Consider the following 12,695-nt stretch of genomic DNA (forward strand, 5'->3'; position numbering starts at 1 on the left):
GCTGCCCGCTGCGGGCAGCGGGCAGCAGCCGGCTGCAGGCGCCGCGCAGCGCACGGCCACCAGCCCCGCGGAGCGGCCACCGGCCAGCACCGCGGACGAGCCGTGGCCGGTGCGGGTGGTCAGCCAGAAGATCGGCGCGTGGGTCGCCAAGCTGGGCTGGGTCTGGGTGGACGGGCAGGTGGCCCAGATCAGTCGCCGCCCCGGCGCCAGCGTGGTGTTCCTGACGCTGCGTGACCCGTCGGCCGACCTCAGTCTCACGGTCACCACGCACCGTGACGTGCTGGACGCGGGCGCCCCCGAGCTGGCCGAGGGTGCCCGGGTGACCCTGCATGCCAAGCCCGAGTTCTATCCGGCCCGCGGTTCGCTGAGCCTGCGCGCCGACGAGATCCGCCAGGTCGGCCTCGGTGAGCTGCTGGCCCGGCTGGAGCGGCTCAAACGCCTGCTCGCTGCGGAGGGCCTGTTCGCCCGCGAGCGCAAGCGCCGCCTGCCGTTCCTGCCCCGCCGGATCGGCCTGATCACCGGCCGGGCCTCCGCAGCCGAGCGCGATGTCCTGATGAATGCGCGCCGCCGCTGGCCGTCGGTGGACTTCCGGGTCGTCAACGTGGCCGTGCAGGGGCCGACCGCGGTGCCGCAGATCATCGACGCGCTCGCGGTGCTGGACGGCGACGAGACGATCGACGTGATCGTGCTGGCGCGCGGTGGCGGCGGCGTGGAGGATCTGCTGCCGTTCTCCGACGAGGCGCTGTGCCGGGCGGTGTTCGCCGCGCGCACCCCGGTCGTCAGCGCGATCGGTCACGAGACGGATGCTCCGCTGGTCGACTATGTGGCCGACGTGCGCGCGTCCACTCCGACGGATGCCGCAAAACGGATCGTGCCGGACCTCGGCGAGGAGAGCCGGCTGATCGACCAGGCCCGTTACCGGCTGGACCGAGCGATCGGCACCATGCTCGACCGCGAGACCCAGCGCCTGCAGGCGTGGCGCTCCCGGCCCGTGCTGGCCCGTCCGGAGGTGCAGGTCGACCAGCGGGCGAGCGAGGTCACCGCGCTGCGGGACCGGGCCGCGCGCTGCGTCGACCACCGGCTGCGCCGGGCGGACGACGAGCTGCGGCACACCCTGGCCCGGTTGCGCGCGCTGTCGCCCGCTGCCACGCTGCAGCGCGGTTATGCGATCGTGCAGCGCGCCGACGGCCACGTCGTCCGCGCGGCCGGCGAGGCCGCACCGGGCGATCTTCTTCGGGTACGGCTCGCAGAAGGCGAGCTGCAGGCGAGCGTGCAGGAGTCGCGTTGACCGACGAGACGTTGAATTACGAGCAGGCGCGCACCGAGTTGGCCTCGGTGGTGGAGCGGCTGGAGCAGGGCGGCAGCTCGCTGGAGGAAGCGCTGGCGCTGTGGGAGCGCGGCGAGCAGCTCGCCGACGTGTGCCAGCGCTGGCTCGACGGGGCCCGGCAGCGCATCGACGCCGCCCGCGCCGCCCGCACCCAGGACTGACGGCGGCCGACGCCGCGGCACATCCCGGCTGCCACGGCGCAGCCCGCCTCACGGCAGAACCGGCTCCGGGCAGGACCCGCTTGGGCAGGCCGGCTCAGGGCAGGGCCGGCTCAGGGCAGGGCCGCGGCCAGCGACTCCAGGTGCCCGGTGTCCGCCTTGCCGAGGACGATGATGGTGCGTTTCGGCTCCAGCAGGACCAGCGCCTGGTTGTCCGGCCCCGCGACGTACCGCTGCCAGGAACGGCCCGCGGCCTGATAGGTACCGTGTGGCACGAGGCCCTTGCCCAGTTCCCGCGGCACCAAGGTCTCGGACGGCGCGCTGCTCTCGATCAGCTGCACCGGGCCGCCGTCCGGGGCGACGTACCCGAGCCGGAGGGTCGCGCCGTTCGCCTCGCGGAGCCAGGTCGCACTGACCACGTGCCAGTCGTCGCCGAGCGCGCGCGGGGCAGCCACCGGGAACGCCTTGGCCGCCTGCGCCTCCTGGATGGTGGAGCCGGGGTCGATGGTCATCGGGGCGTCGCCGTTGAGCACGACGCGGTAGAACACCAGCACCAGCACGATCGGGACCAGCAGGACGACGAGGGACAGAATCATGTCCCGCGGGGCCCGCTCGCCACCGCGGCCCAGCGGCCGCACACGGCCGGCGGGGCCGGGCGTCTCTGGGGCCGGACTCCCCGGACCCGGTCCCTCCGAGGCCGATTTCTCCACGGCAGGACCCTCCGAGGCCGATTTCCCCACGGCCGGACCCTCCGCAGCCGGGACGTCGGAAGCGGCAGCTTCCGGGGCTGGGGCCTGCGAGGATGCGGGGCGGGCTGATTCCACGTACCCATCTTGACTGATGGCCGGCGGCGACCCCCACCCGGTGTTAATCAAGTCGCTGCGGCGGGACTTTGCGTAGTCGCCCATGACAGGATCGATTCACCCACACCCGCAGTGTCGCGAGGAGGCCCCGCCGTGACTGTTGCCCGCGTTCCGCAGGATCTCGACCGGAACATCGCCCTCGACCTGGTCCGCGTCACCGAGGCCGCCGCGATGGCGGCCGGGCGCTGGGTGGGTCGCGGCGACAAGGAGGGTGGCGACGGCGCAGCCGTCGACGCCATGCGCAAGCTCATCAATTCGATCCAGATGAGCGGCGTGGTGGTGATCGGGGAGGGCGAGAAGGACCACGCCCCGATGCTGTACAACGGCGAACGGGTCGGTGACGGCACGGGCCCCGAGGTGGATGTGGCGGTCGACCCGATCGACGGGACGACGCTGATGAGCAAGGGGATGCCGGGCGCGGTCGCGGTGTTGGCGGTCGCGGAGCGCGGCGCGATGTTCGACCCCAGCGCGGTGTTCTACATGGAGAAGATCGCGGTCGGCCCGGACTGCGCGGACGTGATCGACATCAACGCGGGCACCGCGGAGAATCTGCGCCGCATCGCCAAGGCGAAGCGCTCCAGCATTTCCGACGTGACGGTGTGCATCCTCGACCGCCCCCGCCACCAGAAGCTGGTCGAGGAGGTCCGCGCCGCGGGCGCGACGATCAAGTTCATCTCCGACGGCGATATCGCGGGCGCCATCTCGGCGGCGCGGATCGAGTCGGACGTCGATGTGCTGATGGGCATCGGCGGCACCCCGGAGGGCATCACCGCGGCGTGTGCGCTGAAGTGCCTGGGCGGCATGATCCAGGCGAAGCTGTGGCCGATGGACGACTCGGAGCGCGAGAAGGCGATCGCGGGCGGGCACGACCTGGACCGGGTGCTGACCACGGACGATCTGGTCACGGGCGACAACTGCTTCTTCGTGGCGACCGGGGTGACCTCCGGTGACCTGTTGCGCGGTGTGCGGTACCGGGCGGGCGGGGCGCACACTCAGTCGATCGTCATGCGCAGCAAGAGCGGCACGATCCGGGTGATCGACTCGTACCACCGGCTGGAGAAGCTGTCGTTGTACTCGGCGGTGGACTTCGACGGTCACCTGCCGACCGTGCCCGCCGTGCCGGGCGAGACCGGCCTGATCTGATTCGCACCGATTCGGGAGCGCGCCGCTACGACAGGCGGCGCGCTCAGAAGTCGGTCAGGGTCGGCGTGGTCGGGTCGGGCAACGCCGGGGCGCCCCGGGACGGGCGGCGACGGAAGAGGATGGCGGCGATGACGCCGCCGATGAGGCCGAGCAGGTGCCCCTGCCAGGAGATCGGCTGGTCCGTGGGGAGCACGTTGTAGAGCTGGTACCAGTACAGCAGGCCGATGAAGGCGGCCACGCCGAGGTTCCACCAGCTCCGCTCGACGAAGCCGCGTGCAAACAGCAGCCCCAGGTAGCCGAAGATGACGCCGCTGGCGCCGACGACCACGCTGTCCGGGTCGCCGATGAACCACACGCCGAGGCCGCTGATCAGCATGATGAGCAGCGTCGACCAGATGAAGCGGCGGGTACCGGCGGCGAGCACGAACGTGCCGACGAGGATCAGCGGTACGGCGTTGCCGTACAGGTGGTCCCAGCTCGCGTGCAGGAACGGGCTGAAGATGACGCCGTCGAGGCCGTCGAGGCGATGCGGGATGATGCCGCCGGCCATGTCGAGCCGCCCGCGGCCGATCGCGATGTCGAGGGCCTCGATGAGGAACAGCACCGGGATCAGCGCGCACATGGCCACGAACGCACGGCCGAGCGATGCGTAGAAGGCCTCGGTACCGAACCTGGCCGCCGCGTCCTCGCGCGTCTCGGGGTAGCTCACGGCCCCAAGTGTTCCAGGCGGCCGCTACCCCGCCAACACGGAGCGTGCCAGGGTGCGGCCGGGGCTACCCCAGTCTCCGGATGGCGGCGCGGATCGCCGCCTGGAACGTCGCCACTTCCGTATACACGCCGGGGTAGCCCTTGCGGGCGCAGCCGATTCCCCAGCTCACGATGCCGGTCTGCACCCACCCGTTGCGGTCGGTACGGCGCACCATGGGGCCACCGGAGTCGCCCTGACAGGTGTCGATGCCGGGCGATCCGGCGCAGATGGACTCGTCGACGACCAGCTCGACCCCCGCCCCCCGGTACTCGGCCGCGCACGTGCTGTCCGGGACGAGCGGCACGGTGGCGTACCGCAGGCGGCGCTGCTGCTGCGGTGAGGTCTCGCTGGTCTGTCCCCAGCCCATGATGGTCTGCGGGCCGGTGTCACCGCCGCGGCTGAGCGGCAGGACAGGCCGGTCGATGGCCCGGTCGAGCTTGATGACGGCCCAGTCGTCGCCGTTGGTCTCGCCGTGGAATCCCGTGGCGCGGATCACCGTGACCGACCGGGCCACGATGGCGTTGGGCGACTTGAGATCGGCGACACCGGCGACGACGCGGATGCTGGTGTCGGGCCCGGTGCCGGCCACGCAGTGGCCCGCGGTGAGCACGACGCGGGGTGCGGTCAGCGCACCGCCGCAGCCCATGGAGAGGCGGACCATCCAGGGGAACCGCCCGTCCGGCGCGAGTTTGCCGCCGACCACGACGCGTTGCGGTGGCGCGTGCCCGTCCGCACGGGCCGGCACGTCGCCGGTGGTCAGCGGCGCGATGAGCGCACCGCACAGAATCACGGAAACGGCATTCCGGACCATACGGCCATTTGATCATTCACTGAACGCAACGATGGGGGTACGCGCCGAAACGCGTACCCCCATCGCGGAAAATTCTCAGTACCAGCCGGTGTTCTGCGAGTGCGACCAGGCTCCGCACGGGCTGTTGTAGCGGCCCTCGATGTAGCCGAGGCCCCACTTGATCTGGGTGGCCGGGTTGTCCTCCCAGTCCGCGGCGATCGAGGCCATCTTGCTGCCGGGCAGCGCCTGCGGGATGCCGTACGCACCGGAGCCGGAGTTCTTGGCGTGGTGGTTCCAGCCGCTCTCCTTCTTGAAGAGCTTGTCGAGGCACGGGAACTGGTCGATCTTGAAGCCGGCCTCCAGCATCAGCGCACACCCGATGGCGCGGTTGCCGCTGTACTCGTCGCAGGAGGTGGGGATGTCACCGGAGTACGGCACGGTTCCGCCGCCGCCCGACTCGGCGGCCTTCTTCTGCTCGGCCGCCTTCTTCTCCTGCTCGCGCTTGGCGATGGCCTCTTTCTCCAGCGACCGGGCCTTGCCGGCCGCCTCCTTGGCCTCAGTGGCGGCCTTCGCGGCCGCGTCGTCCTCGGCCTGACGCTGCCATGCCCGGGCGGCCGCGTGCTCCGCGTGCCGCTCCTTGATCAGCTGCATTTCTTCCGCGTCGGCCTGGACGACGAGCTGCGCTTCGGCACTGCGCTGCTGGACTGCGTGGTCCTGTCCGAGATAGACGCCGCCGATCACGCCCAGAACGAGCAGACCGACCGAGGTCACGCGAACACCGACCCGGCTCCAGTGCCGATTCACGAAGTTTCCCTTCGTCGGGGGCAATGACGCGGCGCGGCCCTCGCCGGAGAACCGGCATCGGTCCGCGCCGTGAGCACCGCGACCCGTGCGGGCCGAGACCTCGACCTGCATCGATCGAAGGGATGTGCGCGACGCCGGTGTCCGACGAGCACCCATCCGGTGGTACTCGCCGAACACCATCGCGCACGGTGAAGTCGATGTGAAACTCTGGCGCGCCGTTGTGAAATGGATCACACGGCTTATGGGTGCAAATCAGGCCGAAATCCCACCGCGCCTTCGCCTATTGGGGTATGTCCTCCAGCAGGTCCGTGACGACCTCGGCGATGGGCGAGCGCTCCGACCGGGTCAGCGTCACGTGCGCGAAGAGCGGATGCCCCTTCAGCGCCTCGATGACCGCGGTCACCCCGTCGTGACGACCCACTCGCAGGTTGTCACGCTGCGCCACGTCGTGGGTCAGCACCACCCGCGAACCCTGCCCGATCCGGGACAGCACCGTGAGCAGCACGTTGCGCTCCAGCGACTGCGCCTCGTCGACGATGACGAACGCGTCGTGCAGGCTGCGCCCGCGGATGTGGGTCAACGGCAGCACCTCGAGCATGCCGCGGCCCAGCACCTCCTCCATGACGTCGGCGTGCACGACCGCGCCGAGCGTGTCGAACACCGCCTGCGCCCAGGGCGACATCTTCTCCGACTCGCTGCCGGGCAGATAGCCCAGTTCCTGGCCGCCGACCGCGTACAACGGGCGGAACACCACGACCTTCTTGTGGCGGTTGCGCTCCATCGTGGCCTCCAGGCCCGCGCACAGCGCCAGGGCCGACTTGCCCGTACCGGCGCGGCCGCCGAGCGAGACGATCCCGATCGACTCGTCCAGCAGGAGGTCCAGCGCGATCCGCTGCTCGGCGGAACGGCCCCGCAGCCCGAACGCCTCCCGGTCACCGCGGACCAGCTTGACCGCCTTGTCCGGGGTCACCCGGGCCAGGGCGGAGCCGCGCGCGGAATGCACCACCAGGCCGGTGTGGCACGGCAGGTGCGCGGTTTCCTCCAGGACCAGCGACTCCCCCGCGTACAGGCGGCTGACCTCGTCCTCGGCCAGGGTGAGGTCGCTCATGCCGGTCCAGGTGGGATCGCTGGCCTGGCCGTGCCGGTACTCGTCGGCGGTGAGACCGACCGAGGCGGCCTTGACCCGCAGCGGCATGTCTTTGCTGACCAGGGTGACCTCGCGGCCCTCCGCGGCCAGACCCAGCGCCACGGACAGGATCCGGGTGTCGTTGGAGTCGTTGCGGAAGCCCAGCGGCAGGGCGCTCTGGTCGGCGTGGTTCAGCTCCACCCGCAGCGTGCCGCCCTCGTCGTTGCAGAGCACCGGCTGGTCGAGGCGGCCGAACTTGATGCGCAGCTCGTCCAGCATCCGCAACGTCTGCCGGGCGAACCAGCCCAGCTCGGGATGATGCCGCTTGCCCTCCAGCTCGGAGATGACCACCAGGGGGATGACCACCTCGTGGTCGGTGAACCGGCGGAACGCCGCCGGATCGGACAGCAGGACCGAGGTGTCCAGAACGAACACCCGGCCCGCCGGGGCGGGCTCCGCGTCGGCGTGCCGGTCGCGGGAACGACGTCCCGCCGCGGCGTAGCTGCTGGAGGCGTGGGCGGCCGGGTCGTGCGATGCCCCGGCGTCAGTACGGCGAGATGTCACAGGCCTGCTCCGGCGGGCGTGCACCCGAACCCCACCCGCGGTCCGCCACGTCCCGGCGCCCGTCCCTGACACGGGGTCGGGATGCGGGCCCCGTGGCGCAACATGTTCGCAGGTCCGGGCCTCCGGCTGGCCCGGGAGAACCCCGTGCCATAAGTAGACGCTAGCTGATCAACTGTCACGCGCGATAGAGCGAAGACGCTGGGTGCGCCGTCCGGTAGCCGACCTTGACCCATGCGTACGGAGAGTGACGGCCGTCACGCCGTGGTGGTCCACCGATTCGGCGTCCTGCAACGACACGTTCGGCGAGTAGGCTGGCGCACGTGGCAGAGTCAGCACGTCCATCGCACCCGCTGAGTGCCGCCGAGGCGTGGGAGTTCACCGTCGCGCGAGCGAAGGAAACCACGTTCTTCTTCGACTTCGACGGGGTGCTCGCCCCGGTCGCCGACGACCCGGACGCGGTGCATCCGGTCCCGCAGGCACTCGACGTACTCGAAACCCTCGCCGCCGTGGTCGCCCGGGTGGCTATCGTGTCCGCGCGCCCGGTGAGCTTCCTGCAGTCCCGCTTCACCCGCCTCGCCCACGTCGACCTGTACGGTCTGTACGGCCTGGAGGTGCTGCACGAGGGCGAGGTGGTGACCGAGCCGGCCGCGCTGCCGTGGGTCCCGGCGATGGCCGACCTGGCCGAGCAGGCCAAGGCCGAGCTGCCCGACTCGATCCTGGTGGAGTACAAGCGGCTGTCGGTGGCCCTGCACTACCGCACCGCGCCGCAATTGGCGGACGTGGTGGAGCGCTGGGGTCACGAGCAGGCCGAGCGGATCGGGCTGCGGACCCAGCGGGGCCGCATGGTGGTCGAGCTGAAGCCGCCGGTCGACCAGGACAAGGGCATGGTGATCAGCGAGGCGGTGCTGACCGCGGGCTGTGCGTGGTATTTCGGCGACGACATGTCCGACGTCAAGGCGTTCGACGCGCTGCGCGCCCGGGAGGCGCTGGACCCGCGGTTCATCGGCATGTGCGTCGCGGTGGCGAACCCGGAGACCGGTGCGGAGCTGTCCAGCGCCGCCGACCTCACCCTGGAGTCCCCCGAGGCGGTGGCCCGATTCCTGGCCGACGCCCTGCCCGCCTTCCGGGCGTGACCGCCGGTCAGGCGCCGTAGCGGCGCTGGCGGCCGGCGTAGGAGCGCAGGGCGCGCAGGAAGTCGATGCGGCGGAAGTCGGGCCAGTTGGCGTCGTGGAAGTAGAACTCCGAGTGCGCCGACTGCCACAGCAGGAAGCCGGACAGGCGCTGCTCCCCGCTCGTACGGATGACCAGGTCGGGGTCGGGCTGTCCGCGCGTGTAGAGGTGCTCGGCGATGTGCTCGACGTCGAGGATCTCGGCCAGTTCCTCGATGGTGCGTCCGGCCGCGGCGTTCTCGTGCAGCAGGGACCGGACCGCGTCGGCGATCTCGCGGCGTCCCCCGTACCCGACCGCCATGTTGACCTCGACGCCGCCGTTGCGGTCGCGGGTCTTCTCCTGCGCGGCCTTGAGCGCGGTCGCGGTGGCCGCGGGCAGGATGTCGAGTGCGCCGACGATGCGCAGCCGCCACGGGTTGCCGTCCTCGGCCAGCTCGGTGGCGAGATCCTCGATGATCTTCAGCAAGGGGTCGAGCTCCGCGGCGGGGCGCTGCAGATTGTCCGTGGCCAGCAGGTACAGCGTGACGTGCTCGATGCCGGCCTGGTCGCACCAGGCGAGCAGTTCCTTGACCCGGGCGGCGCCGACGCGGTGACCGTCGTTGGGGTCGACGTAGCCCATCTCGCGGGCCCAGCGGCGGTTGCCGTCGCACATGACTCCGACATGGCGGGGCACCGGCTTGCCGACCAGCTTTCCGGCGAGCCGCCGCTCGTACACGGAGTAGACCAGGGACCGCAGACTCATCACGCCCAGCCTATCCGCAGCGCGCATGCGCTCAAGGCCGGACCGGACCCTGACGGACCAGCTCTGCGGCGATGCGTCCGATGGTGCGCATGTCGAAAACCCCGTCGGCGAGCCCGAGACCGACCATCCGGTCGAAGACCGCCCCATGCCGATGTGCGGCCCGCACCGCCGCGTCGACCGCCCGCGGATGCCGGGTGAGGCGGGCCGCCATCCCGGAATGCCGCAGGTGGCGGCCCAGCCGCCGGCGCAGCGCGGCCGTGTAGCGGGCGGCTGCGTCCGCGGATCCGGTGGCCGCGGCTGCGCCCGCGAGCGCCCCGGAGAGCACCGCGTAGAAGATCCCCTCACCCGTGAACGGGTTGATCAACGACAGGGCGTCACCCGATAGCAGCACCCGCCCGCGCCCCGGCGGGGGCCGCCGGGTGGACAGGGGCAGGTGGTGGGCGCGCAGGCCGGTCGCGTCGGTGCCGGGCAGCAGCCCGGTCAGGCGCTCCCGCAGGTACGCGCGGCTCAGCGGGACGCCGCGCAGCACCTCTCCGTAGCCGACGTTGGCGGTGCCGTCACCGAGCGGGAACGACCACGCGTACGCGGGCCAGCGGGCGCTCGTGGTGACGATGAGTTGCTCCGTGCCGTCCCACGGGGTGTAGCCGCGCAGGGCGAGTGCGAGGTGCCCGGGCGGATTGGGCGGGTGGCCGAGTGCCCGGCGGACCACCGAGCCGGCTCCGTCGGCGCCGATCACGACCTTGCCCCGGAAGCCGTCCACCCGGACCGCGTCGCCCTCGTCGCGGAGCGCCCGTACGGTGTGCCGGCGCAGCTCGGCCCCGGCGGCGACGGCCGCGTCGACCAGGCGGGCGTCGAAGACGCGGCGGGGCACGGTGTGGGCGGGCCGGGCCAGCGGGCGGGCCACGGTGGCGCCGCCCGGGGCGACCAGCCGCAGCCGGGCGACCGGCGGGTACCCGCACGCGGCGTCGGGGACGCCGAGGCTCGCCAGGACGTCCAGCGCGTCGGCGGCGATGCCGTCGCCGCACGGCTTGTCGCGGGGGAAGTCGGCGCGGTCCAGCAGCAGCACTGTGGACCCGGCCCGGCGGGCGGCCAGGGCCGCGGCGGCTCCGGCGGGGCCCGCCCCCACGACCACCACGTCGAACGTCACCAGCCGGCGCTCCGGTCGGCGATGCCGGTCACGAGGCTCACATCCGCACGCTACAGACCGGCGCCCGCACCCTGAAGTGGGTGCGGGCGCCGGGGTGACGTGCCTGAGGTCAGCGCCGGTTTCAGCCGGCGTTCAAGCGGGCGCGCAACGCGTCCAGCTCGGACCACAGGACGGCGGGCAGCTTGTCGCCCATCTTCTCGAACCACTCCGTGACCAGCGGCAGCTCGGCCAGCCACTCGTCGCGGTCGACGTGCAGCGCGGCTTCGAGGTCCTCGGCCGACATGTCCAGCCCGGTCAGGTCGAGTGCGTCCGGGGTGGGCACGTGCCCGATCGCGGTCTCCACGGCCGCGGCGCGGCCTTCGAGGCGCTCGACGACCCACTTGAGCACGCGGGAGTTCTCGCCGAAGCCCGGCCACAGGAACCGGCCGTCGTCGCCGCGGCGGAACCAGTTGACGTAGAACACCTTGGGCAGCTTGTCGGCGTCGCCGCCGGCACCCTTGCCCATCTCGATCCAGTGCTGGAAGTAGTCACCGGCGTGGTAGCCGATGAACGGCAGCATCGCCATCGGGTCGCGGCGTACGACGCCGACCTGGCCGACCGCGGCGGCCGTGGTCTCCGACGACAGGGTGGCGCCGAGGTAGACCCCGTGCGACCAGTCGCGGGCCTCGGTGACCAGCGGGATGGTGGTCTTGCGCCGCCCGCCGAACAGGATGGCGTCGATCGGCACACCGCGCGGGTCGTCGTACTCCGGCGCCAGGATCGGGCACTGCGTGATCGGCGTGCAGAACCGGCTGTTCGGGTGGCTGGACACGGCCTCGGAGTCCGGCGTCCAGTCGTTGCCGTGCCAGTCGGTGAGGTGCGCGGGCGGCTCGCCCATGCCCTCCCACCAGATGTCGCCGTCGTCGGTGAGCGCCACGTTGGTGAACAGCGAGTTGCCCTTGGCCAGCGTACGCATCGCGTTCGGGTTGGTCTTGTAGTCCGTGCCGGGCGCGACGCCGAACAGGCCGTACTCCGGGTTGGTGGCCCACAGCCGGCCGTCCTCGCCGAAACGCATCCAGGCGATGTCGTCGCCGATCGTCTCGACCTTCCAGCCGGGGATCGTGGGCTCCAGCATCGCCAGGTTGGTCTTGCCGCAGGCCGACGGGAACGCGGCGGCGATGTAGCGGACCTCGCCCAGGGGCGAAGTCAGCTTCATGATCAGCATGTGCTCGGCCAGCCAGCCCTCGTCGCGGGCGGCGACGCTGGCGATTCGCAGCGCGAAGCACTTCTTGCCGAGCAGCGAGTTGCCGCCGTAGCCGGAGCCGAACGACCAGATCTCGCGGGTCTCCGGGAAGTGCGAGATGTACTTGGTCTCGCTGCAGGGCCACGGGACGTCCTGCTGACCCGGCTCCAGCGGCGCGCCGACGGAGTGCAGGGCGGGCACGAACGGCGCGTCGTCGCCCATGGCCTCGAGCACCTTGGTGCCCATCCGGGTCATGATCTTCATCGACGCCACCACGTACGGGCTGTCGGTCAGCTCGACGCCGAACATCGGGCTGGGCGCGTCGAGCGGACCCATGCAGAACGGGACGACGTACATCGTGCGGCCGCGCATGCAGCCGCGGTACAGCTCGGTCATGGTCGCCTTCATCTCGGAAGGCGCCATCCAGTTGTTCGTCGGACCGGCGTCGGCCGGGTCGACGGAGCAGATGTAGGTGCGCTCCTCCACGCGGGCGACGTCACCGGGATCGGTACGGGCCCAGAAGGAGTTCGGCTTCTTCTCCGCGTTGAGGCGGACGAGTGAGCCGGCCTCGACCAGCTCGTCGGTGAGGCGCGTCCATTCCTGCTCGGAGCCGTCGCACCAGACGATGGCGTCCGGGGTGGTGAGTGCGGCGACCTCGTCGATCCAGTCGAGCAGGCGTTGGTGGCGGGTGGGGGCGGTGACAGCGGGCAATGACATTCGTGGATCTCCTTCGGTCGGCACTGACCTGCGACGAGCCAGGCCGCGGACGGCCTCGTATGTCACGGGAGTCACCTGAGCGTAAGCCGATCGACCGTTCAGTTCATCGGTTCACCCTGTGGACAACCGCACAATCCTCGGTGTTTGTGCGCGTTCACGATTGATCTTTCGGATG

The 12,695-nt window shown here is 71.3% G+C and carries 12 protein-coding genes; 4 read left to right on the forward strand and 8 right to left on the reverse strand.

Features of this window, described 5'->3' with window-relative positions; all coding sequences use genetic code 11:
* The first annotated feature begins 109 nt into the window (after nt 1–109).
* The gene (gene xseA, locus ACMCNK_RS17375) at nt 110–1,288 is read left to right on the forward strand and encodes an exodeoxyribonuclease VII large subunit (protein WP_412740892.1); all 1,179 of its coding nucleotides are present in this window, start codon (nt 110–112) and stop codon (nt 1,286–1,288) included.
* Entirely contained in the window at nt 1,285–1,488 is a 204-nt protein-coding gene (locus ACMCNK_RS17380; protein WP_412737454.1) for an exodeoxyribonuclease VII small subunit, read from the forward strand. Before xseA ends, ACMCNK_RS17380 begins: the two co-directional genes overlap by 4 nt.
* 110 nt (nt 1,489–1,598) lie before the next feature.
* Here the strand turns inward: ACMCNK_RS17380 and ACMCNK_RS17385 are convergent, their stop codons facing one another.
* Nucleotides 1,599–2,081 carry a DUF4245 domain-containing protein gene (locus ACMCNK_RS17385; RefSeq protein ID WP_412737455.1) on the reverse strand — a complete coding sequence of 161 codons (483 nt, stop codon included), beginning with the start codon at nt 2,079–2,081 and terminating at the stop codon, nt 1,599–1,601.
* A gap of 360 nt (nt 2,082–2,441) precedes the next feature.
* On the opposite strand from ACMCNK_RS17385, the gene glpX reads away from it, so the two are divergent.
* A complete protein-coding gene (gene glpX, locus ACMCNK_RS17390) occupies nt 2,442–3,491 on the forward strand; it encodes a class II fructose-bisphosphatase (protein ID WP_412737456.1) in 1,050 nt (349 codons plus the stop codon).
* Between the two features lie 43 nt (nt 3,492–3,534).
* Here the strand turns inward: glpX and ACMCNK_RS17395 are convergent, their stop codons facing one another.
* The 4 genes from ACMCNK_RS17395 to ACMCNK_RS17410 form a co-directional block, all read right to left on the reverse strand.
* The gene (locus ACMCNK_RS17395; RefSeq protein WP_412737457.1) at nt 3,535–4,200 is read right to left on the reverse strand and encodes a rhomboid family intramembrane serine protease; all 666 of its coding nucleotides are present in this window, start codon (nt 4,198–4,200) and stop codon (nt 3,535–3,537) included.
* Between the two features lie 64 nt (nt 4,201–4,264).
* A complete protein-coding gene (locus ACMCNK_RS17400) occupies nt 4,265–5,050 on the reverse strand; it encodes a S1 family peptidase (RefSeq protein WP_412737458.1) in 786 nt (261 codons plus the stop codon).
* Nucleotides 5,051–5,125: 75 nt separating this feature from the next.
* A complete protein-coding gene (locus tag ACMCNK_RS17405) occupies nt 5,126–5,833 on the reverse strand; it encodes a lytic transglycosylase domain-containing protein (protein ID WP_412737459.1) in 708 nt (235 codons plus the stop codon).
* Nucleotides 5,834–6,113: 280 nt separating this feature from the next.
* On the reverse strand, nt 6,114–7,523 hold the full coding sequence (locus ACMCNK_RS17410; protein ID WP_412737460.1) for a PhoH family protein: 1,410 nt from the start codon (nt 7,521–7,523) through the stop codon (nt 6,114–6,116).
* Nucleotides 7,524–7,843: 320 nt separating this feature from the next.
* Here ACMCNK_RS17410 and otsB point away from each other — a divergent pair, with 320 nt between their 5' ends.
* Nucleotides 7,844–8,656 carry a trehalose-phosphatase gene (gene otsB / locus ACMCNK_RS17415; RefSeq protein WP_412737461.1) on the forward strand — a complete coding sequence of 271 codons (813 nt, stop codon included), beginning with the start codon at nt 7,844–7,846 and terminating at the stop codon, nt 8,654–8,656.
* A 7-nt stretch (nt 8,657–8,663) separates the two neighbouring features.
* Here otsB and ACMCNK_RS17420 read toward each other — a convergent pair whose 3' ends face one another.
* From ACMCNK_RS17420 to ACMCNK_RS17430, 3 genes are all read right to left on the reverse strand, one after another.
* Nucleotides 8,664–9,434, reverse strand: coding sequence for an isoprenyl transferase (locus tag ACMCNK_RS17420; protein ID WP_412737462.1), 771 nt, complete (start codon nt 9,432–9,434; stop codon nt 8,664–8,666).
* 31 nt (nt 9,435–9,465) lie between these two features.
* The gene (locus tag ACMCNK_RS17425) at nt 9,466–10,581 is read right to left on the reverse strand and encodes an NAD(P)/FAD-dependent oxidoreductase (protein ID WP_412737463.1); all 1,116 of its coding nucleotides are present in this window, start codon (nt 10,579–10,581) and stop codon (nt 9,466–9,468) included.
* Nucleotides 10,582–10,702: 121 nt separating this feature from the next.
* Nucleotides 10,703–12,520, reverse strand: a complete 1,818-nt coding sequence (locus ACMCNK_RS17430) for a phosphoenolpyruvate carboxykinase (GTP) (RefSeq protein WP_412737464.1) — start codon at nt 12,518–12,520, stop codon at nt 10,703–10,705.
* Between the last annotated feature and the right edge of the window lie 175 nt (nt 12,521–12,695).

The sequence above is a fragment of the Krasilnikovia sp. MM14-A1259 genome, from assembly GCF_047159535.1.
Classification (GTDB): domain Bacteria; phylum Actinomycetota; class Actinomycetes; order Mycobacteriales; family Micromonosporaceae; genus Actinoplanes.